Origin of the sequence: Streptomyces sp. CNQ085, from assembly GCF_022614595.1 — a bacterium.
GTDB lineage: Bacteria > Actinomycetota > Actinomycetes > Streptomycetales > Streptomycetaceae > Streptomyces.
Genome location: NZ_JAJFAU010000008.1, coordinates 36,091 through 55,779, shown reverse-complemented (window position 1 = coordinate 55,779; position 19,689 = coordinate 36,091). Strand labels below are relative to the sequence as shown.

Below are 19,689 nucleotides of genomic sequence, written 5' to 3'. Positions count from 1 at the left end.
CACCGCCGTGGTGCGGGGCGGTACCCGTGCCGCTCGCGCACCGCTCCGTTTCGAGGTCCGGGACGGGCCGTCAGTCGATCCCCCGCCAGATGTGCGGCTCGGACGCGTCGTCCTCCTCTCCGGCCAGCAGGGGGGCGGGGAAGTCCCAGAAGCCGTGGTTCAGGGGCTCACGCTCCGGCGCATCGGTGATCATCGTCATCTCCTCCCCACCGGATCCGGCACGCCGCCTCAGGCGTGGCAGTCCGGCAGTCCTCCGTGGTGGGCGACCATCTCCCCGAAGGGGCCGGCCACGTCCATCCGCGCCCCCGGCGGCAGCCCCTCCAGCTCCGCGCGGGCGCGGTGCAGGTTCCCGACCAGGCGCTCGGGGTCGAGCAGTGAGGCGAAACGGCCCAGATCCGCGCGGCGCGCCGCCTCCAGCGGGGAGAGCCCGTCACGCACGGCCTCCTGCGCGACCCGCAGCAGCCACCGCAGATACGCCTCGGTGGCGTCCAGCAACTCCGTTCCGCCCACCGGCCCGTGGCCGGGGACCACGACGCGCGGGGCGAGGGCCCGCATCCGCTCCAGCGCCCGCAGCGAACCGCTCACCGAACCCATCAGCACGAACGGCGTCACCCCCGACCAGACCAGGTCGCCGGTGAACAGCACACCGCGCTCGGGCACCCACGCCACCGTGTCGTCGGCGGTGTGCGCGGGGCCCAGGTGCAGCAGCTCCACGCGCAGCCCCCCGGCGTGGAGGGTGAGGCCGTCGCGGAAGGTCAGCGTCGGCAGGGTCAGCGGGATCTCGCCCCACTCCACCCCCGGCCACAGCCCGCACAGCCCCAGCCCCGCCTCGGCGCTGTCGGCGCGGGTGCCCTCGTGCGCGACGACCACCGCCCGCGGTGTGAACAGGCTGTTGCCGAAGGTGTGGTCGCCGTGGAAGTGGGTGTTGACGACGACGCCCGGGCCGTCCGGGGCGATCCGCTCCACCTCCCGGCGCAGCAGCCGGGCGCGGGCCTCGGTGGCCGCGGTGTCGATCAGGACCGGCGGGCCCTCGCCGCCGGGCCGGCCCGTCACCAGGCCCGCGTTGTTCAGGCACCAGCCGCCCGGCGGCTGGACGAAGGCGTGGACGCCGTCGGCCACCTCCTCCAGGAAGGGGGCCGCGGCGGCCGAGGCGCGGGCGGCCGGGGAGACGGTGCTCCTGACCGCTGTCGTGGGCGTGACCATGGTTCTCCGTCCATGTGTCGTGGGGCGTGGCCGGCGGCCGCGCGCCGGGGTCCGGGGTCCGGGGGCGGGCGCTCAGACGAGCGAGGCGTACCGGCCCCGGTGGAACAGCAGGGGACGGGCACCGGGCTCGGAGCGCAGCGCCACCACCCGCCCGACGAGCAGCACATGGTCGCCCGCCTCGTGCTCGGCGTGCAGCAGGCACTCGAAGGAGGCCGACGCCGAGGGGACGACCGCGTTGCCCGTGATCCCCTCGACCGCGCCGACGCGCCGCATGGCCTCCGCGCCCGCGGGCCGGTCCGGCCGGGCGAACTCGCCCGAGAGCAGGCGGTGTTTCTCGGCCAGTACGTTCACGGCGAAGCCGCCGCCGGCCGCCACCCGCGGCCGCATCCTGCCGTCCCGCTTCACCGAGACCAGCAGCAGCATCGGGTCGAGGGACACGGAGGTCAGGCTGTTGAGGGTCATCACGGAGAGGGTGTCCCCGCTGCCCTGCGTCAGCAGCGTGACGCCGGTGGGGAAGCACCCCATCGCCGTGCGGAAGGAGCTGATGTCGGGCTCGGGCCCGGCAAGCAGTGTGGTGCCCGTGTCGGTCATGTCCCGGCTCCGTCTCTGCGCGCCCGTCCCCGGTCCGCGCTGTCGTTGGCTGGTCGGCCGTCTGCCGGTCGTCGGCCGGCCGCGGTGGGTGGGCGGGTCAGTAGTTGCCGAGGCCGCCGCAGACATTGAGCGCCTGCGCGGTGATGGAGGCGGCGGTGTCGGAGGCCAGGTAGCCGACCAGGCCGGCGACCTCCTCCGGGGTGGAGTAGCGGCCCAGCGGGATCTTCGCCTGGAACTTCTCCAGGACCTCCTCCTCCGTCACACCCCAGTGGCCCGCGTAGCCCTGGCGCACGCGCTGGGCCATGGGGGTCTCGACGTAGCCGGGACAGACGGCGTTCACGGTGATCCCGGTCTTCGCCAGCTCCTTGCCGACGGCCTTGGTGAAGCCGATGACGCCGTGCTTGGAGGCGGAGTACGGCGCGGCGAGCTCCACGCCCTGCTTGCCGCCGGTGGAGGCGATGTTGATGATGCGGCCCCAGCTCCCCTCGTGCATGCGGCCGGTGCTCAGCACCTCGCGGGTGACGCGGAAGGTGCCGTTGAGGTTGGTGTCGATCACGTCCAGCCAGAGATCGTCGGACATCTCGGCGGTGACACCGCCGCCGCCCCGGCCGGCGTTGTTGACCAGGATGTCGATGCGGCCGTACTCGGCCACCGCCGCCGTCACCGCCGCGCGCACCTGCTCGCCGGAGGAGACGTCGCAGACCGTGCCGGACACCTCCAGATCCTCCGCGCGCAGCCGCTTCACCAGTGCCTTGACGCTCTCCTCGGCACGCGCCACGCCGAACACCGCGACGCCCTGGCGGGCCAGCAGTTCGGTCACGGCGAGTCCGATGCCGCTGGTGGCACCGGTGACGAAGGCGACCCGTCGCTCCGCGTCTGTCATCGTGCTCTCCCGTATCCGTAGGGGTCCTGGGTGACGACGACCGTGACCGGCACACCTTGCGGGTCTCTCGACTCCTCCTCGAAGCGTCCCGCCGTACGCGGGTTCCAGCCGCGCTCGACACCCGGTCGAGTACCGGCCGTGAGGGTGTGGCCGTCCGTTGTGCGCAATCCAGGAGCCAACCCAGGAATGAGGAGGGGCCCATGCCCGAGCAGACGATTCCGGACGTGAGGATTTCGGACGTGACGATCCCGGACGTGCGGAAGTCGGTGACCGTGGCGGCCACGGCCGAGGAGAGCTTCAAGGTCTTCACCGAGCGTCCCGCGGACTGGTGGCCCCCGTCCCACGTCCTGTTGAAGAAGGAGCGCGCCGGCCTCGCCTTCGAGCCGCGCGTCGGCGGCCGCTACTACGAGTGGGACGTGGAGGGCAACGAGATCGCCTGGGGCCGCGTCCTGGAGTGGGACCCGCCGCGCCGGCTGGTGATGACCTGGCGGATCGACGGCAACTGGCAGTCCATCACCGACGACGAGCGTGCCAGCGAGATCGAGGTCGACTTCACGCAGGTCGACGCCGGCACCACGAAGGTGGAGCTGGCCCACGTGAAGCTGCACAAGCACGGCGAGGGCGCGCGGCGCATCTTCCAGGCGCTGGACGGCCCGAGCCCGGGCGAGACCCTGGAGCGCTTCGGGAAGCTCTTCTGACCGGAGTTCCGGGCGTGCCGCGTCCGGCCGCGCCGGGTCCGGGCCGGGGTCCAGTGACGGTGCAGCGGCCTTCGAGGCGGGGTGCGCAAGCTGGCCCGGCCAACGAAGGCCCTTCACCACAGGAGGTCACCAGGATGCCTGCCGACACGCTGCCGGACACACTGCCGGACGTACGGACGGACACACCGCCGGACACACTGTCGGACGCCGGGCCGGCGATGGCCGCGGAGAAGCTGCGGGTCCTCGCGGCCCGGCACGCGACCGAGGCCGACACATCCCGCGCGCTGAAGCCCGAGGTCGTCGCGGCGCTGCGGGAGTCCGGCTTCGCCCGCCACTTCGTGTCCTCCCGGTGGGGCGGCGCCGAGGGGTCGTTCGCCGAGCTGACCCGTGCCGTGATGACGGTCGGTGAGGGGTGCGCGGCCACCGCCTGGTGTGCCTCGCTGAGCGCCTACTCGGCCCGCTTCGCCTCGCACCTGCCCGAGGAGGGCCACCGCGCCCTGTGGGGCACCGACCCCGACACCGTCATCGCCACCGCCCTGATGCCCGCCGGCCGGGCCGTCCCCACCGAGGGCGGCTGGCGGCTGGGCGGCCGGTGGAGCTACGTCAGCGGCGTCGACTTCGCAGACTGGGCGCTGGTGTGCGCCGCGGTGGCCGGCGCCGAGGGCCCGCCGAGAATGCGCTTCTTCGCGCTGCCCGCGGGCGACTACACGGTCGTCGAGAGCTGGGACAGCGTCGGGATGCGGGCCACCGGCAGCCACACGGTGGTGGTCGAGGACGTGTTCGTGCCCGCGTACCTGTCCTTCGACCGCACTGACATGCTCACCGGCCGCAACGCAGGCTCGTCCGTGCCATCCCACAACGTGCCCTTCCAGGCCGTGGGCGGCCTGACGTTCATCGCCCCCGTGGTCGGGGCGGCGGCCGGGGCGCTGGAGGCGTGCGCGGCGACCGTCACCGGGCGCCGGCGCAACCCGTCCACCGAGATCAAGGTGGTGCGTGCCTCCGGCCGCATCGACGCCGCCCGGCATCTGGTGGAGCAGAACGCCGAGGTCATCGACGAGCGGGCGTTCACCCCCGCGCTGATGGCCCGCAATGAGCGGAACGCCACGTTCGCGGCGGAGATCGTCAACGAGGCCGTCACCCTGCTGATCCGCGCCGCCGGTACCGGTGGGCTGGGGGAGGGGCGCCCGCTGCAGCGGTTCTGGCGGGACATCACCTCGGCGACCAGCCATGTCGCGCTCCAGTACGACACCGCCGCCCGCAAGAACTACTCGGCCGTCCTGCTCGGCCCCGAGGAGGAGTGAGACGGGGGCGGGGCCACGCGGGGGCGGAGCCTCCGGGCCCCGCCGTCGTGCGCTCCGCCACATCCGCCCGCGCCCGCCGGCGCGGTCTCCCGTCCGCTCCAACGGAGGTGCCACCTTGTCCGTCTCACCCGTCGAACCCCTCACCGCGTCCCTCGCGGAACCCCTTGTGGAGTCCTCCGCCGAGGACGCGGCCGGCTGCCCGGTCGCCCACGGGGGGATGGAGACCTACCCCTTCCCCGGATCGTCGTACCGGGGCCCCGACCCGCGCTACGCGAAGCTGCGCACCGAACAGCCGGTGGTGAGGGTCCACACCGCCGGAGGCGTGGACGCCTGGCTGGTCACCCGCTACGAGGACGTGCGCGAGCTGTCGGCCGACCCCCGGCTCAGCCGCGCCCTGGCCTGCGGGCCGGGCGCGCCGCGCATCGGCGGGACGATGCACACCACCCCCGAGATGATCATCTCGCTGGACTCGCCCGAGCACTCCCGGCTCCGCAAGCTGGTGGCCGGCGCGTTCACCCTGCGCCGCGTCCAGCGGATGCGGGACGGCGTCCAGCGCGTCGCCGACGAACTGCTCGACGACATGCTGGCCAAGGGCGGCACGGTCGACCTGGTCCAGCAGCTGGCACTGCCGCTGCCGCTGACGGTCATCGGCGAGCTGCTGGGCGTGCCGTCGAAGGACCTGCGCGACTTCGAGAAGTGGGCCCGTGCGTTCGCCACCGTCGACGACCGCGCCGGCGGCGAGGAGTCGCTCAACGGTCTGGCCAGGCTCAGCGAGTACATCGTCGGGCTGATCGCCGACAAGCGGGCGAACCCGGCCGACGACATGCTCTCCGAACTGATCGCCGCCCGCGACGACGGCGACCGGCTCAGCGAGGAGGAGCTGGTCACCTTCGGCTTCACCCTGATCGGCGCCGGCTTCGACACCACCGCCAACCAGCTCGCCAACTCCGTGCTGGCCCTGCTGGCGCACCACCGGGAGCAGTGGCTGTGGCTGGCGGAGGACCCCGGCCGCATCCCCGTGGCGGTCGACGAACTGCTGCGTCACGTGAACCTGTTCGCCACCGACACCACCGGCTTCCCGCGCGTCGCCGCCGCCGATGTCGAGGTCGGCGGGGTGACGATCGCCAAGGGCGACGCGGTGCTGCTGGCGCTGGCGTCGGCCAACCGCGACGAGGCCGTCTTCGAGGACCCCGACCGCCTCGACCTGGCCCGCTCCCACAACCCTCACATCTCCTTCGGCCACGGTGTCCACCACTGCCTGGGCAAGCACCTGGGCCGGATGGAGATGGAGATCGCGATCGAGGGCCTGGTGCGCCGCTTCCCCGGTCTGCGGCTCGCCGTGCCCGAGGAGGAACTGCCCTGGCACACCGGCGAGATCAACCACACCCTCACCTCCCTGCCGGTCGCCTGGGGGGAGTGAGCCCCGTACGGCGGCAGCGACGACGAGCCGGGTCCGGACGCTGATCCCAGCGTCCGGGCCCGGCTCGTCGTCGCTGCCCGCGGGCGGCCGTACGGGAGCCGCGTCAGCCGGCGTCCGCCACCGGACCCATGACGGCGAAGCGCGCGCCCTGGTCGTCCGAGAGCAGGGCGGAACGGCCGAACGGACTGTCCATGGGCTCGCGCCGGACCTCCCCGCCCAGGGAGCGGACCGTCTCCGCGGCCTTGTCGCAGTCCTCGACGGAGAAGTACACCAGCATGTGAGGCGGCAGGTCGGCGGGCTGGTACGGCCCCATCTGGAGGCGGGCCGCGACCGGCTGCGGGCTGCCGGGCAGTGAGAAGAGCTTGAAGTCGAACTCCGTGCCCTCCGAGACCTGCTGTCCCCGGTAGCCGAGGACGGCCTCGTAGAAGGGGTCGACGCGCTCCTTGTCGCGCGTGTAGACCTCGGGCCAGAAGAACGAGCCGGGTGCGCCGTGGAGGTCGAAGCCCGCGTGGCCGTCCGCCTGCCACAGACCGAGGACGGTGCCGCCCGGGTCGGTGGCCAGCAGGCTGGTGCCCATGCCGGGTACCACCGACGGTCCGGCGACCACCCGTCCGCCGGCCTCCCCGATCCGGTCCGCGGCGCCGGCCGCGTCCGTCGAGGCGAAGTACAGGTTCCACACGCCCGAGGTGCCCTCCGGGTCCGCGGCCAGCGCCCCCACGGTCTTCCCGTCGCGCAGCGCCACCACGGAGGCCCCGTGGCCGGTGTCGTGGTAGGCCCAGCCGAACAGCTCACCGTAGAAGCGCTTGGCCGCCTCCAGGTCGGGCACCGTCGCGTCCACCCAGCAGGGGACCCCTGCGTCGAAAGCGGTCACATCCCGCTCCTCTCCATCACTTCGTGTCTCCGCCGTGCGCGGCGTGTCCTGCGGTCGTCCGGACGCTATCCGGGGGCGCTCGAGCCGCGGACGAGAAGCACCAGTGCCCGGCTCGCGGGGAGCCGGGCACGGGCGGTCGTACGGGCGCGGACGGACGCGGGGCGGCGGGCTCAGCCGAGCCGGGTGCCCCGGGCCGAGACCGTGACGGGGCCGAAGACGGTGCCGTCCTGCTCCAGCACGGTGAAGGCGGTGGCGGTCGTGGTGAAGCCGCGGCCCGACACCCTGCCCAGGTGGACGGCGTGCACGGTGCCGGGGAAGACACCCTCGGCGGGCTCCGAGGGACCGGGGTGGGTCACGTAGAAGGAGAAGGCGTTCCCCTCACGGGCCACCCAGTAGCCGGTGCCCGGGTACTGGGGCACGCCGTTCTCGTCGGGGGTGCCGTCGGTCGTCACGGTGCGGTTCTCGTGGAAGACGAAGCGCGAGACGGCGGTGGTGGCGTCCGGGCCGGTGCCGACGGTGACGGCCACCTCCCAGGCGCCGGTGATCGCCGGGCCCCGGCCGTGCGCCCGGGCCTCCCCGGGGTCGGCGGCCGTGACGAACAGGCCGGCGAGCATCGTCAGGACCGCGAACCAGACGGCGAGTACGCGCGGCGGAACGCGCCGCCGCGCGCCGGGGGCGTGCGGGGTGGAGATGGCGGGCGGGACGGTCACTGTGTCAGGCATGGACTGGCCTCTCTGCGTGCTGTGCGTGCTGTGCGGGCCGCTGCTGTGCGCGGGTTCTGAGGTCGAAGCCGGGGCGGGCGACGTCCTCGGGCGTCAGATCCGTGCCCGAGGCGAGGAGGCGGCGCGAGATGCCGTGGTCGGCGGGCCGGTTGACGGACTCCACGCCGACCAGGCGGCCGGAGCGGAAGCAGAACACCGAGAAGCGCCCGGTGTCCGGATCGCCGGCGACCACCGCCTCGTCGTGGCCCGCGGTGAGCCCGGCCATCTGCAGTCGCAGTCCGTACTGTTCCGACCAGAACCACGGGACCGCGGTGTACGGCCCGGTCTCGCCCAGGACGTCGGCGGCCACGCGGCGGGCCTGGTCGGAGGCGTTCTGCACCGACTCCAGGCGGATGTGCCGCGGTGTCCAGGGGCTGGGGAAGCGGGCGCAGTCACCGACGGCGTACACGTCCGGATCGCTGGTGCGCAGCCGCGGGTCGACGATGACGCCGTCGCCCACCAGCAGCCCGGCGGCGGTGGCGAGTTCGACGTTGGGCAGTACGCCGATGCCGACCACGACCAGGTCGGCCGCCAGGCGCTCGCCGCCGTCCAGCTCCACCACCCGTACGCGGCCGGAGCCCTCGGGCCCGGTGCCGCCGCGCAGCGCCACCACCTCCCGGCGGGGCAGGAGACGGACGCCCTGCCCGCGGTGCTCGGCCGCGACGTGTTCCGAGACGGCCTCGGTGACCGCCCGGGACATCACCCGCGCGGACGCCTCGACGACCGTGACCCGGTGGCCGAGCGTACGGGCGGTGGCGGCCAGCTCCAGACCGAGGAAGCCCGCGCCGACCACCACCACGTCCAGCTCCCGGCCGCCGGTGAGCCGCCGCCGCAGCGCGTCGGCGTCGGCCAGGGAGCGCAGGGTCCGCACGCCCTCCAGGTCCGCTCCGGGCACGGGCAGGCGGCGGGGCCGCGAACCGGTCGCCAGGACCAGACGTCCGTAGGGAAGCTCCCGGCCGGAGTCCAGCTCCACGGCCTTGCGTTCCCGGTCGATCCCCGCCGCCCGGTCGCCGCGGACCAGGTCGATGTCGAGGGCGGAGAAGAAGTCGTCCGGCCGCAGTTCCAGGCCGGCCCGGTCCACCGTGCCCAGCAGGTAGCCCTTCGACAGCGGCGGGCGCTGATAGGGCAGCGCGGTCTCCTCCGCGACCAGGGTGATGCGGCCGGAGAAGCCGCGGGCGCGCAGCGCCGCGACGGTCTCCACGCCGCCCTGCCCCGCGCCGACGACGACGACGCCCGGCGCGTCGGGCTCCCGGGCGGCCCCTTCCGCCGCCTCCTCCGATGTCTCCTCCGTGGCCCCGGCCATCAGCTCTGCGCCTCCGGCAGGTGCACCACCAGGCCGTCGATCTCCTCGGAGACCGGGAGCTGGCAGCTCAGCCGGCTGTTGTCGCGGCGCGGGCAGGCGGTGCCGTACAGCACCTCGTCCTCGGACTCGTGCATCTCGGGAAGAGGCAGCGTGTTGGCCTCGTCGACGTAGACGTGGCAGGTCCCGCACTGGGCGGAGCCGCCGCACTGGGCCTCGATGCCGTCGATGTTGTTGATCTTGGCACCGCGCATGACCGTGTTGGGCGCCGCCACGTCGACGATGGTCTCGGTGCCGTTGGGGTGCTTGTAAGTGATCTTGGCCATGGCGCTCTCCTCGGCAAGTCGGCCGGCCGCACATCGGTAGGCACCGAACGGTGGCAGCGGCGTCTGGGGGCGCACTGGGAGCGTGCTGGAGTGTTTCTGGAGCACGGTGCGGCGCGGTGGTGGGAGCGAGGCGCGCGGACGGGGCTCGACCGCACCGCTACCGGCCGTCCACCCGGCCGCCGCAGCGTCAACCGCATGACCACCTCGACACCGCGCGCATCGGACACCACAGCCGGCAGGAGGAACGGGGCGGACGGCGGGAGGAGCGGACGCCTCGGCCTCGTGCTGTTCGCCTGTTGCCTGGGGCAGTTCATGAACGTGCTCGACGCCTCGGTGGTGAACGTGGCACTGCCCGTCATCGCCGAGGAGCTGGGCTTCGAACGGCACACCCTGCAGTGGGTCAACAACGCCTACACCGTCGCCGTCTGCGGCTTCCTGCTGCTCGGCGGACGGCTCGCGGACCTGTTCGGGCAGCGCCGCGTCTTCCTCTCCGGCGTCGCCCTGTTCACACTGGCCAGCAGCGTCGGCGGGGCGGCGGACGACCCGGTGACACTCGTGCTCGCCCGCGCCTTCCAGGGGCTGGGCGCGGCCGTCATGGCACCGGCCACCCTCACCGTGCTCGGCACGACGTTCACCGAACCCGCCGCCCGCGCCAGGGCGTTCGGGATGTGGAGCGCGGTCTCCGGAGCCGCCGGGGCAGCCGGAGTGCTGGTCGGAGGCGTGGTCACCCAGTGGTTCTCCTGGCGCTGGGTGCTGCTGATCAACGTACCCCTGGGCCTGCTGCTGTTCGCCGCGGTGTGCTGGGCGGTCCCCGAGACCGGGACGCGGCGGGACGGGCCGCGCGGGAGGAGGGGCCTGGACCTGCCGGGGGCGCTGGCCGTCACCTGCGGCCTGATGGCCACCGTCCACGGCGTCGCCGCCTCCAGCGCCCACGGCTGGGAATCACCACGGGCCTGGGGCACGGTGGCGGCCGGAGTGGCGCTGCTGTGCCTCTTCGTGCTCCACCAGGCCCGGTTCGCCCGGCAGCCCCTGGTGCCGCTCGGCGTGTTCCGCAACCGGTCGCTGACCGCCGCCAACCTCGTCGCCTTCTTCGGCATCGCGGCCCTCTTCAGCACCTTCTACTTCTTCACCCTGGTCCTTCAGCAGGTGCTCGGCTACAGTCCGCTGCGCACCGGGCTGAGCTATCTGCCGATGTCCCTGGGCATCGCCCTCGGAGGCTGGGGCATCGCGCGGACGGTGCCCCGCACCGGCCCCCGGCCGGTGCTGCTGGGCGGGCTGTCGCTGTCGTGCGCCGGGCTGCTGTGGCTCTCCCGGGTGGACGCCGGCTCCGCCTACGCCGCCGACGTCCTCGGGCCCGCACTGCTGCTGGGCTTCGGTATGGGCGCGGTCCTCAACGCGACGACGAACGCCGCGACCGCCGGCGTACCCGCCCGCGACGCGGGACTGGCCTCGGGCCTGCTGAACACCACCCGCCAGCTCGGCAGTGCCGTCGGCCTGGTGACCCTGGCCGCCCTCTCCACCGCCCGCGCGGACCATGAGATCGCCCGGGGAGCGGCCCTGGAGGACGCGCTCGCCTCCGGCTACGGGCTGGCCCTGGCCGGCGCCGCGCTGTTCACCGCCGCGGGACTGCTGGCGGCCCTCGCCGTACCGGGCCGGGGGACTTCCGGTCCAAGGGCGCTCCAGCCGTCTTCGAGACGCTGACGGGACGCTGGCGCCCTGACGAGAACGGAGGTTTCCGATGGCGATCAATCCGCCCGTAACGGCGGGCGCCGACGCGCTGCGCGCGTTCGGTTCCCAGCGGCCGCAGTGGACGGCCCGCACGCCCGGCGGCACCGCCGGCCCCGAAGACACCGGCGAGGGGACCGGGAGGAGCGGGACCGGGGTGGAGTACGCGACCATCGAGGTCCCCCGCGACTACGCCGACCCGGAGGGCGAGCGCCTCACCATCGCCCTCAGCCGCCGCCGGGCCACCGACCCCGCCCGCCGCCGCGGCGTTCTGCTGGCCGTCAACGGCGGGCCCGGCGGGGACTGGGGCCTGGGCCGCGAACTGCCGGGCAAGTACGAGGGAGGCCCCGTCCACGAGGTCTACGACCTCATCGGCTTCGACCCGCGCGGCACCGGGGACTCCACCCGCCTGTACGCCGAGGTCACCGTGCCCTCCGCACCCTTCGACTCCCGGCCCCCGGACTCCGCGTTCGAGACCCTGGCCGAGGACATGCGGCTGCGCGAGCTGGCCTGCGAGCGGGCCGGCGGCGAACTGCGCCGGCACATCAGCACCCGCAACACCGCCCGCGACATGGACGTCATCCGCGCCGTCCTCGGCGAGGAGCGGATCAGCTTCGTGGGGTACGCCTACGGCGCCTACGTCGGAGCGGTCTTCGGCAGCATGTTCCCCGGCCGCCTGGACCGCAGTGTGCTCGACTCCTGCGTCCACCCGGGGTGGACCTGGCGCGAGCAGTTCCTGTGGCAGGGCGACGCTGTCCGGCGCAACGTCGACCGCTGGGCGCGGTGGACCGCCGCGCGCCACGGCCATTTCGGCCTCGGCACCGGCCCGGAGCAGGTGCTCGACGCCGTGGAGGAGGTCGTCTCCCGCCTCGACGAGCAGTGCGACACCCCCCACCTGCGCACCCTCCTCGACGGCGCGGTGGGCAACCGGGCCACTGACCGGAGCCGCTGGGAGGAGCTGGGCCTGCTGGTCGCGGGACTGCGGGAGGCGACCGCCGCCGGCGACCCGGAACGGTGCCGCGAACTCCTGGCCGAACAGGGCACCTGGCGGCCCGAGGACAGCGAGGGCGATCTGCGCGTCGGAGTCCTGGAGGCCATCACCCTGGAGCACGCCTGGCCCGCCGACCTGGAGACCTACCGCCAGGACATGCTCGACTTCCGCAAGCGCTTCCCGTACGGCTACGGCGTGCTGCGCGCCCAGCCCTGGGTCGGCGCCTTCCGCACCTTCACCGCCCCCGAGGAGCCCACCCGCGTCGCCCGCGACGGCTACCCGGCGGGCCTGGTCGTCCAGGCCGACGGCGACCCGATGGACCACTACGACGGCGGCGTCGCCATGGCGGGACTGCTCGGCCACGGGCTGCTCACGGTGGAGGACTCCGGCGATCACGAGATCTACGCCCTGGCCGGCAACACGGAGGTCGACGCCCACGTCCACCGCTACCTCGTCGACGGTCTCCTCCCGCCCCCGGGAACCACCTGCCGGGGTACGGCATCCCGCCCGGAGGTCCCGGCGGACGCGCGGGGGCGGTGGGGCCCGATCGGTTCCCGGCCCCACCGCCGAACCGTGGCTCAGGCGACGTCCATGCCGCCGTCGAGGGTGAGGATCTGGCCCGTCACCAGGGAACTGGAGGGCTCGGCGAGGCGGGTGATCCAGGGCGTGACGTCGTCGGTCTCGCCGACGCGGCCCAGTGGCACCTGGTGCCTCACTCCCTCGAACAGCCCCTCCACCTCCTCCGGGGCCAGCCCGTTGGCCGCGTACGCCTCGGTGCGGACGAAGCCCGGGGCGACCGCGTTGACGCGGATGCCCTTCGGCGCCAGTTCGGCCGCCCAGCTTCGGGTGAGGCTGTGGACGCCGGCCTTGCTCGCGGCGTAGACCGAGGAGCCCGGGGAGGCGTTGTGGCCCGCGCGGCTGGAGACCAGCACGATGCCGCCGCCGGGGGAGCGCAGCATCGGCAGCAGCTTCCCGGTGAGCAGCAGCGGGCCGACCAGGTTGATCTCCATGACCTCGCGGACGGTGGCCGGGTCCAGGGCCTCCAGCGGGCTGAAGCGGAAGACGCCCGCGTTGTGCACCAGGACGTCCACCGTGCCGCCGAGTCCGGCGACGGCGGCGGCGACGGCCTCGGCCCCCTCCTCCTCGCCGACGTCGGCGGTCACCGCGACGACGGCGGGGTGCAGCGCCGAGACCTCCGCCAGGCGCTCGGCACGGCGGCCGGTGACCACCACGTGTCTCGCGCCGAGGTCGGCGAAGGCGAGGGCGGCGGAACGGCCGATGCCGGTCCCGCCTCCGGTGACGACGACGGTCTGATCGGCGAAGGGCTTGTCCGACATGCGTGCTCCCCTGTCTGGGCCGGATGGGACGGCCGGCCGGGTGGGCCGGGCGCGGTCGGCGGCCAGTACAGCCCGGGCCGCTGCACCGCCGGTCGAGCCCGGCCGGAGGGCGCGGGAGCGGACGGCCGGTGACCGGTCAGGGGGTCTCGAAGCGGATGTCGCGGGTGTCGGCGTCGGCGGCGGCTGTGGCGAGCAGGCTCTCGGCCTCCTCGGCGAGCGCCTTCCGGTCCGCGGCCTTCACGGGGGCGAAGGGTTCGAGGACCAGCGTGGCCGTCTTCTTCTTCCGGTCGATCCGCCAGGTCCCGGCCACGAAGCCGTCGACCAGGAAGGTGGACTTCACCAGGCCGTTGCGGGTGATGATCAGCCTGCGCTGCTCGTCGGTGAGGATCCGGGTGCGGTCGGCGTGGGAGAGCAGGATGTTGTCGAACTCCGGCAGCAGGCGCACAGGCGCCGGGGCGCCGGGGCCGGGGCGCGGGGCGTCCGGGAGGTCGAAGAGCTCCCGGCCCTCCTCGTCGTGGAGGACGGCCAGTTCGGGACGGAGGTCCTTGAAGACGGCGGCGAGCCGGGTCATGCCGGACCAGGTCTGCATGTCCGCGACCGTGGCCGGGCCGAACGCCGCCAGGTACCGCCGCACCACCTCCCGCGCGCAGTCGTCGGCGGACAGCGGCCCGCCCAGCCACGTCTCGGCGGTGGTGTGCGCGGCCTGCCCGCTCTCGCCCCACAGGCCGCGCGGCGGCACCTGCACCAGCGGCTCCAGGGCGCGTACGGTGTTGGCCAGGGCGAAGGCGTCCCGGTCCGGCCACCGCTCGGCGAGCCGCTTGCCCAGCTCGCCCAGGGTCAGGGGCTCGGCCTCGACCAGGCGGCGGCCCTCGGCGGCGACCTCGGCGAGGTCCAGCCCGTTCAGCCGGCGGCCGAAGGCGCTTATCAGGCCGCGTGCCAGGGCGGTGTGCAGCACCGGGCGCAGGGCCAGACAATCGCGTGCGGTGACCAGGTGGATGGTGCCGCGCATCAGTACCAGGCGTACCGCCTGACGCTGTCTCACCAGCTCGGCCAGGTCGTCGAGGCGGAAGCCGGCGATGCGGGTCCACAGGCCCAGGTAGGGAGGGTTGGGGGCCTGGGCCTGCATGCCGACCAGGTGTTCCAGGACGTCGGACACGGACGCGGTGGTGCGCTCCAGCAGCGACTGCCGTGCCAGCAGCGCCCGGTTGAGCGTCCGCCGGTCCAGTACGGTCGGCGTTCCGGTCGTCATAGGAGGTCCTCTCCGGTGTTACGGCTTCGGTGTTGCGGCCGCGGCGGTACGGCGAACGCGCGGCGGTACGGCGAACGCGCGGCGGTGGGGGCCCGGGGACGGCGGGCGGAGGGTTCAGGACAGCTTGACCAGAACCGTACCGCTGTACCGGCGCCCGAGCAGGTCCACGAACGCCTGCGGCAGCGCCTCCACCCCGCCGTCGACGACCGTGTGCGGGAAGATGATGCGGCCCTCCCTCAGCCACGTGCCGAACCGCTCGTTCCAGCCGTCGATCTGGTCGGGGGTGTGGAGGGTGGCGAAGCCGCGGAACGACAGGTCCCGGCTGATCGCGGTCATCAGCGGCAGGCGCGGGCTGCCGCCGTCCCCGCCGTGCTGGCCGCCGAGCGCGCCGCACAGGGCGAACCGGGCACCGCGGTTGGCGAGCCGGACGGCCGCCTCGAACTGCTCGCCGCCCACGTTGTCGAAGACCACGTCCAGCCCGTCGGGCGCCAGTTCGGCGAGCTGCTCGGCCACCGGGCCGTCGTGGTAGTCGAAGGCGGCGTCGAAGCCGATCTCCTTCACCAGGAAGTCGATCTTCTCCCGGGAGCCGGTGCTGCCGATGACGCGTTTCGCGCCACGCAGCTTCGCGATCTGCCCGGCCAGCGCGCCGACGCCGTTGGTGGCGCCGGAGACGAAGACCGTCTCGCCCTCGCCGACGCCGACGGTGTCGACCATCCCGTGCCAGGCGGTGGGGCCCTGGGAGAGGAAGTACTCCGGACCGGGCAGCAGACCGCGGTCGCGGCGGAAGAACTCCCGCGCGGAGCCGGTCGCGTACTGCCGCCAGCCGGAGAAGTGCTCGACGAGGTCGCCGACGGCCAGGTCGGGGCTGGCCGACCGCACGACCGTGCCGACGGTCCGGCCCCACATCGCCACACCCGGCTGGAAGACCGGGATCGGCAGCTTCGTGGCCGGGTTCATCTGGTCGCGGGCGACCGAGCCCAGGGTCATCCAGTCGTTGCGGACGACGACCTGGCCCTCGCCGGGCTCGGACAGTTGGCTCTCGCCCAGGGCGAAGTGATCGAGGGTGACCTCGCCCTCGGGATCCGGGTAGGCGGCCAGCCGTACCTCGAGGCTGGTTGCGGGCAGGACATCGGGCAGGACGGCGTTGCTCATGAGGTGCTCCTTCGCAGTTCCACAGGGAGGGTGAGCGGGTTGTGGTTGACATCGCCGGTCCGCCAGGGGACCTCGGCGGCGGGCACGGCGAGCCGCGCCCCGGGGAAGCGGCGGGTCAGCTCCTCCAGCGCCACGGAGAGTTCGAGGCGGGCCAGGGGAGCGCCCAGGCAGCGGTGGATGCCGTGCCCGAACGCCAGGTGCGGGTTGTCCGTACGGGAGGGGGTCAGGTGTCCGGGGTCGGCGAAGACCGCCTCGTCGCGGTTGGCGGAGGCGAAGGAGACGAACACCGCGTCGCCCGCGGGGATGAGCGTCCCGCCGACGGCCACGTCCCCGGTGGCGAGCCTGGGCAGGCCGGAGGTGTCGTCCGCGTTGAGGTTGACGGTGCGCAGCAGCTCCTCGACGGCCGCCGGCACCTCCGCGGGGTGTCCGCCCAGCCGGCGCCACAGCTCCGGGTGGTGGGCCAGCAGGGTGAGCGTGAAGTTGGCGATCTGCCCGGCCGAGGAGTCGAATCCGGCGCCCAGCAGGGTGTACCCGAGGCCGATCAGTTCCTCCTGGCTCAGCCGGTCCTCCCCGAGCCGGGCGGTGGCGAGGGCCGACAGGACGTCGTCGGCGGGGGCGGCGCGCTTGGCGGCCACCAGGGAGGCGATGTAGGCGCCCAGGCTCTCGCGGGCCTCCACCGCCTGCTCCTCGGGGGCGGAGAGGTCGGCGAACCGCCGAACCCAGGTGTGGAACCGCCCGCGGTCCTCCCCGGGCACACCCAGCAGCTCGCAGATGACGGCCATCGCCAGCGGGGCGGCGAACCGCGCCACCAGGTCCACCGCCCCGCCCCGTTCCGCCTCCGGTTCCAGGTCCCGCAGCAGTCCGCCGGCCAGCTCGCGCACCCGCGGCCGCATGCCCTCGATCCGCTCGGGCGAGAACGCCTGGGAGGCCAGGGCGCGCAGCCGGGTGTGGTCGGGCGGGTCGAGGGAGACGATCATGCCCGGCGGGGCCTGGAACAGACCGCTGAAGCGCGGGGCGCCGGGCGCGTACATCGCGGCCCGGCTGAACCGGGGGTCCTCCAGCACGGCCCGTACGTCCGCGTGCCGGGTCACCAGCCACGCGTGGCCGCCGCCGGCCGTCTCCACCCGTACGACGGGCCGCTCGGCGCGCAGCCGCGCGTACGCGGGGGCCGGGCCCCGGTAGCTCGACCCCGGGAAAGGGAAGGGGGGCAGGGGCTCCGGGGCGTGTGCGGCCTCGGAGGAGGTGCCGGGAGGGGCCTGGTGGACGGTCACGGCGTCGCCTTTCGCGGTCTCGGCTCGCGGCGCGGTGCGCGGGGTGCGCGGGGTGCGGTCTGGGGCTGCGGGGTCAGCGCAGCGGGCGGAAGAAGGAGCGCAGTTCGTCGACGAGCAGCTCCGGCTGCTCCAGGGCGGGGAAGTGACCGCCGCGGTCGTGGTCGGTCCAGCGGCGCAGGTCGGTGAAGCGCCCCTCGCACCAGGCACGTGGCATCCGGCCGTCCCTGGGGAACAGCGAGCAGGCGGTCGGCACACTCACCGGCCCCAGCGCCATCTTGTTGTGACTTTCCCAGTAGACGCGGGCCGAGGAGGCGGCGGTGGCGGTGAACCAGGCGACCGACACCGAGTCCAGGAGCCGGTCCCGGGGGATCACCTTCTCCAGGTCTCCGTCGTGGTCGCTCCAGGCCCAGTACTTCTCCACCATCCACGCCAGCTGCCCGGCCGGGGAGTCGGTCAGGCCGTAGCCCAGCGTCTGGGGCCGGGTGGCCTGGAGCGCCGAGTACGCGCCCTCGCTCTGCTGGAACTCCTTCAGCGCGGCCAGCCCGGCCAGGTCCCGCTCGTCCAGCTCCGCCTGCTCCCGCGGCGGACGCGCGAAGGGCATGGCGACGTGGATGCCCGCCAGACGCTCCGGGCGCGTCTCCCCGAGGATCGCGGTGAGGAACGAGCCCCAGTCGGTGCCGTGCGCGGCGTAGCGGCCGTAGCCCAGCCGGGACATCAGCTCGTCCCAGGCGGCCGCGGTGCGCTCGATGGTCCACCCGGCCTCGGCCGGCTTGTCGCTGAAGGCGAAGCCCGGCAGGGAGGGGCAGACCACGTGGAACGCGTCGGCCGGGTCCACGGGATCGGTCAGCGCGCCGACGACGTCCAGGAACTCCACGACCGAGCCGGGCCAGCCGTGGCTGAGCAGCAGCGGCATGGCGTCCGGGTGCGGGGAGCGGACGTGGAGGAAGTGGACGCCCAGGCCGTCGATCTCCGTGCGGAACTGCGGCAGCGCGTTCAGCCGTGCCTCGGTCGCGCGCCAGTCGTAGCCGTCACGCCAGTGGCCGGCCAGTTCCTCCAGGTACTCCCGGGGGACTCCCTGGGACCAGTCGCCGACGGTCTCGGCCTCGGGCCAGCGGGTCCTGGCCAGCCGCTCCCTCAGATCGGTGAGATCCGCCTCGGGGACCGCTACGCGGAAGGGCGTCACTGCCGTGCTCATCGGCGTTCCTCCAGGACTGGCTGGGCTGGGACGTGCTGCTCCACCGGACGGGCCGCACGCTACGGACGCGGCCTAGAGACCGGGTCGAACAGTGCCCGGGGTGGAGGAACGACGGTTCGAGCCCTGTTCATGCCGGTCTCCAGAGGCGGGTGTCAGCGTCGCAGCCGTCCTGACGAGGAGGGACCAGCGATGAGCACACAAGCCGAACAGACCGGCGCAGCAGTGGAGGAGACCTTCCCCTACGAGCGGAAGTGTCCGTTCTCCCAGCCCGAGCAGTACGCGCGGTTCGCCGACGAGCCCGTGAAGCAGGTCCCGCTCCCGACCGGACTGAAGGTCTGGGCGGTCACCGGGCACGAGAACATGCGCCGGCTGCTGACCGACCCGCGTACCAGCGCCTCGCGCAAGGAGGCGAACTTCCCCTTCTACTTCGACGCCCCGCCGGAGTTCCGCACCGAGACCTCCTTCATCGGTTACGACCCGCCCGAGCACACCAAGGTCCGCCGCAAGGCCGCCGTCACCTTCACCAACCGGCGTGTGCAGATGCTGCGCCCGCAGATCGAGAAGATCGTCGAAGAGGCGATCGACTCGATGATCGAGCAGGGGCCCGGCGTGGACATGCACCACGCCCTCTCCCTGCCGGTGCCGATGACGGTGATCTGCCTGCTGCTCGGCATCCCCTACGAGGACCACGAGTTCTTCCAGGTCAACGGCACCACTCTGCTGGGCGGCACCGCTACCATGGCCGAGCGCCAGGCCGCCCTGGTGGACGTCAACAACTACCTGTTCGACCTGGTGGCCAAGAAGGAGAAGGAGCCCGGCGACGACCTGCTCAGCCGGGCGATCGCCGAGTACCGCGAGTCGGGCGAGGAGTACGAGGCACGCGACCTGGTCAACCTGTGCCGGCTGCTGATGAACGGCGGACACGAGACCACCGCCAGCATGATCTCGCTCGGCACCGCCTGCCTGCTGGAGCACCCCGAGCAGCTGGAGCATCTGAAGGCCGACCCCGAGCTGATCGTCCCCGCGGTCGAGGAACTGGTCCGCTACCTGACCATCGGCGACGCGGCCGTGCCGCGCGTGGCCACCGACGACATCGAGCTGGCCGGCGCCACCATCCGCAAGGGCGACGGCATCCTCTGCCTCGGCCTGACGGCCAACCGCGACGCCGAGGTGTTCGAGAACCCCGACGAGCTGAACCTCGCCCGCGGCAACCGCCGCCACTTCGGCTTCGGCCACGGTCTGCACCACTGCATCGGCGCCGACCTGGCCCGGCTGGAGCTCCAGCTGGTGTGGGGCAGGCTCTTCGAACGCATCCCGACCCTGCGGCTGGCCAAGCCCTTCCAGGAGATCCGCTCCAAGGAGCGCGCGATCATCTACGGTCTGTGGGGACTCCCGGTCGCCTGGGACCAGTGAGC

The 19,689-nt window shown here is 73.5% G+C and carries 19 protein-coding genes and 1 pseudogene; 6 read left to right on the top strand and 14 right to left on the bottom strand.

Features of this window, described 5'->3' with window-relative positions:
* Positions 1–70 precede the first annotated feature (70 nt).
* The 5 genes from LJ221_RS23375 to LJ221_RS03215 all read right to left on the bottom strand — a co-directional run bounded on the left by LJ221_RS23375 (position 71) and on the right by LJ221_RS03215 (position 2,844).
* Positions 71–193 (bottom strand): hypothetical protein, encoded by a 123-nt coding sequence (locus LJ221_RS23375; RefSeq protein ID WP_302851940.1) that lies wholly within the window; start codon positions 191–193, stop codon positions 71–73.
* Between the two features lie 35 nt (positions 194–228).
* Positions 229–1,203, bottom strand: a complete 975-nt coding sequence (locus LJ221_RS03230; protein ID WP_241713538.1) for an MBL fold metallo-hydrolase — start codon at positions 1,201–1,203, stop codon at positions 229–231.
* Between the two features lie 72 nt (positions 1,204–1,275).
* Positions 1,276–1,794 carry a flavin reductase family protein gene (locus LJ221_RS03225; RefSeq protein WP_241713537.1) on the bottom strand — a complete coding sequence of 173 codons (519 nt, stop codon included), beginning with the start codon at positions 1,792–1,794 and terminating at the stop codon, positions 1,276–1,278.
* Between the two features lie 97 nt (positions 1,795–1,891).
* Complete coding sequence (locus LJ221_RS03220) at positions 1,892–2,677, bottom strand: SDR family NAD(P)-dependent oxidoreductase (RefSeq protein ID WP_241713536.1); 786 nt, start codon at positions 2,675–2,677, stop codon at positions 1,892–1,894.
* Complete coding sequence (locus LJ221_RS03215; protein ID WP_241713535.1) at positions 2,674–2,844, bottom strand: hypothetical protein; 171 nt, start codon at positions 2,842–2,844, stop codon at positions 2,674–2,676. Before LJ221_RS03215 ends, LJ221_RS03220 begins: the two co-directional genes overlap by 4 nt.
* Positions 2,845–2,877: 33 nt before the next feature.
* Here LJ221_RS03215 and LJ221_RS03210 point away from each other — a divergent pair, with 33 nt between their 5' ends.
* The 3 genes from LJ221_RS03210 to LJ221_RS03200 all read left to right on the top strand — a co-directional run bounded on the left by LJ221_RS03210 (position 2,878) and on the right by LJ221_RS03200 (position 6,096).
* The gene (locus tag LJ221_RS03210; protein ID WP_241713533.1) at positions 2,878–3,375 is read left to right on the top strand and encodes an SRPBCC family protein; all 498 of its coding nucleotides are present in this window, start codon (positions 2,878–2,880) and stop codon (positions 3,373–3,375) included.
* A 134-nt stretch (positions 3,376–3,509) separates the two neighbouring features.
* Entirely contained in the window at positions 3,510–4,676 is a 1,167-nt protein-coding gene (locus tag LJ221_RS03205; RefSeq protein ID WP_241713531.1) for an acyl-CoA dehydrogenase family protein, read from the top strand.
* Positions 4,677–4,791: 115 nt separating this feature from the next.
* Complete coding sequence (locus LJ221_RS03200) at positions 4,792–6,096, top strand: cytochrome P450 (RefSeq protein WP_241713529.1); 1,305 nt, start codon at positions 4,792–4,794, stop codon at positions 6,094–6,096.
* Between the two features lie 103 nt (positions 6,097–6,199).
* Here the strand turns inward: LJ221_RS03200 and LJ221_RS03195 are convergent, their stop codons facing one another.
* From LJ221_RS03195 to LJ221_RS03180, 4 genes are all read right to left on the bottom strand, one after another.
* A complete protein-coding gene (locus tag LJ221_RS03195; protein ID WP_241713527.1) occupies positions 6,200–6,967 on the bottom strand; it encodes a VOC family protein in 768 nt (255 codons plus the stop codon).
* Positions 6,968–7,137: 170 nt separating this feature from the next.
* Positions 7,138–7,689 carry a hypothetical protein gene (locus tag LJ221_RS03190; protein WP_241713525.1) on the bottom strand — a complete coding sequence of 184 codons (552 nt, stop codon included), beginning with the start codon at positions 7,687–7,689 and terminating at the stop codon, positions 7,138–7,140.
* Positions 7,682–9,031: an NAD(P)/FAD-dependent oxidoreductase gene (locus LJ221_RS03185; RefSeq protein ID WP_241713523.1), complete on the bottom strand. Its 1,350-nt coding sequence runs from the start codon at positions 9,029–9,031 to the stop codon at positions 7,682–7,684. Before LJ221_RS03185 ends, LJ221_RS03190 begins: the two co-directional genes overlap by 8 nt.
* The gene (locus LJ221_RS03180) at positions 9,031–9,354 is read right to left on the bottom strand and encodes a 2Fe-2S iron-sulfur cluster-binding protein (protein ID WP_241713521.1); all 324 of its coding nucleotides are present in this window, start codon (positions 9,352–9,354) and stop codon (positions 9,031–9,033) included. Before LJ221_RS03180 ends, LJ221_RS03185 begins: the two co-directional genes overlap by 1 nt.
* Positions 9,355–9,549: 195 nt before the next feature.
* On the opposite strand from LJ221_RS03180, the gene LJ221_RS03175 reads away from it, so the two are divergent.
* Together LJ221_RS03175 and LJ221_RS03170 are read left to right on the top strand one after the other, a co-directional pair.
* Complete coding sequence (locus tag LJ221_RS03175) at positions 9,550–11,055, top strand: MFS transporter (RefSeq protein ID WP_241713519.1); 1,506 nt, start codon at positions 9,550–9,552, stop codon at positions 11,053–11,055.
* Between the two features lie 37 nt (positions 11,056–11,092).
* Positions 11,093–12,499, top strand: a pseudogene (locus LJ221_RS03170) (alpha/beta fold hydrolase); the annotation flags it as partial.
* A 149-nt stretch (positions 12,500–12,648) separates the two neighbouring features.
* Here the strand turns inward: LJ221_RS03170 and LJ221_RS03165 are convergent.
* The 5 genes from LJ221_RS03165 to LJ221_RS03145 all read right to left on the bottom strand — a co-directional run bounded on the left by LJ221_RS03165 (position 12,649) and on the right by LJ221_RS03145 (position 18,274).
* Positions 12,649–13,407: an SDR family NAD(P)-dependent oxidoreductase gene (locus LJ221_RS03165; protein WP_241713517.1), complete on the bottom strand. Its 759-nt coding sequence runs from the start codon at positions 13,405–13,407 to the stop codon at positions 12,649–12,651.
* 136 nt (positions 13,408–13,543) lie between these two features.
* Positions 13,544–14,656: a winged helix DNA-binding domain-containing protein gene (locus LJ221_RS03160; RefSeq protein ID WP_241713515.1), complete on the bottom strand. Its 1,113-nt coding sequence runs from the start codon at positions 14,654–14,656 to the stop codon at positions 13,544–13,546.
* Positions 14,657–14,770: 114 nt separating this feature from the next.
* Positions 14,771–15,808: an NADP-dependent oxidoreductase gene (locus tag LJ221_RS03155; RefSeq protein ID WP_241713513.1), complete on the bottom strand. Its 1,038-nt coding sequence runs from the start codon at positions 15,806–15,808 to the stop codon at positions 14,771–14,773.
* On the bottom strand, positions 15,805–17,079 hold the full coding sequence (locus LJ221_RS03150; RefSeq protein ID WP_241713511.1) for a cytochrome P450: 1,275 nt from the start codon (positions 17,077–17,079) through the stop codon (positions 15,805–15,807). The genes LJ221_RS03155 and LJ221_RS03150 overlap by 4 nt, the downstream gene beginning before the upstream one ends.
* Before the next feature lie 73 nt (positions 17,080–17,152).
* Positions 17,153–18,274 (bottom strand): epoxide hydrolase family protein, encoded by a 1,122-nt coding sequence (locus LJ221_RS03145; RefSeq protein ID WP_241713509.1) that lies wholly within the window; start codon positions 18,272–18,274, stop codon positions 17,153–17,155.
* A 189-nt stretch (positions 18,275–18,463) separates the two neighbouring features.
* Here LJ221_RS03145 and LJ221_RS03140 point away from each other — a divergent pair, with 189 nt between their 5' ends.
* Positions 18,464–19,687, top strand: a complete 1,224-nt coding sequence (locus LJ221_RS03140) for a cytochrome P450 (protein WP_241713508.1) — start codon at positions 18,464–18,466, stop codon at positions 19,685–19,687.
* Positions 19,688–19,689 lie beyond the last annotated feature (2 nt).

Excerpts from the sequence above, each read along its gene's own strand:
- LJ221_RS03160 (WP_241713515.1), bottom strand. The coding sequence starts at position 14,656 with ATGACGACCGGAACGCCGACCGTACTGGACCGGCGGACGCTCAACCGG.
- LJ221_RS03155 (WP_241713513.1), bottom strand. The coding sequence starts at position 15,808 with ATGAGCAACGCCGTCCTGCCCGATGTCCTGCCCGCAACCAGCCTCGAG.
- LJ221_RS03145 (WP_241713509.1), bottom strand. The coding sequence starts at position 18,274 with ATGAGCACGGCAGTGACGCCCTTCCGCGTAGCGGTCCCCGAGGCGGAT.
- LJ221_RS03225 (WP_241713537.1), bottom strand. The coding sequence starts at position 1,794 with ATGACCGACACGGGCACCACACTGCTTGCCGGGCCCGAGCCCGACATC.
- LJ221_RS03165 (WP_241713517.1), bottom strand. The coding sequence starts at position 13,407 with ATGTCGGACAAGCCCTTCGCCGATCAGACCGTCGTCGTCACCGGAGGC.
- LJ221_RS03210 (WP_241713533.1), top strand. The coding sequence starts at position 2,878 with ATGCCCGAGCAGACGATTCCGGACGTGAGGATTTCGGACGTGACGATC.
- LJ221_RS03205 (WP_241713531.1), top strand. The coding sequence starts at position 3,510 with ATGCCTGCCGACACGCTGCCGGACACACTGCCGGACGTACGGACGGAC.
- LJ221_RS03220 (WP_241713536.1), bottom strand. The coding sequence starts at position 2,677 with ATGACAGACGCGGAGCGACGGGTCGCCTTCGTCACCGGTGCCACCAGC.
- LJ221_RS03180 (WP_241713521.1), bottom strand. The coding sequence starts at position 9,354 with ATGGCCAAGATCACTTACAAGCACCCCAACGGCACCGAGACCATCGTC.
- LJ221_RS03185 (WP_241713523.1), bottom strand. The coding sequence starts at position 9,031 with ATGGCCGGGGCCACGGAGGAGACATCGGAGGAGGCGGCGGAAGGGGCC.
- LJ221_RS03230 (WP_241713538.1), bottom strand. The coding sequence starts at position 1,203 with ATGGTCACGCCCACGACAGCGGTCAGGAGCACCGTCTCCCCGGCCGCC.
- LJ221_RS03175 (WP_241713519.1), top strand. The coding sequence starts at position 9,550 with ATGACCACCTCGACACCGCGCGCATCGGACACCACAGCCGGCAGGAGG.
- LJ221_RS23375 (WP_302851940.1), bottom strand. The coding sequence starts at position 193 with ATGATCACCGATGCGCCGGAGCGTGAGCCCCTGAACCACGGCTTCTGG.
- LJ221_RS03190 (WP_241713525.1), bottom strand. The coding sequence starts at position 7,689 with ATGCCTGACACAGTGACCGTCCCGCCCGCCATCTCCACCCCGCACGCC.
- LJ221_RS03140 (WP_241713508.1), top strand. The coding sequence starts at position 18,464 with ATGAGCACACAAGCCGAACAGACCGGCGCAGCAGTGGAGGAGACCTTC.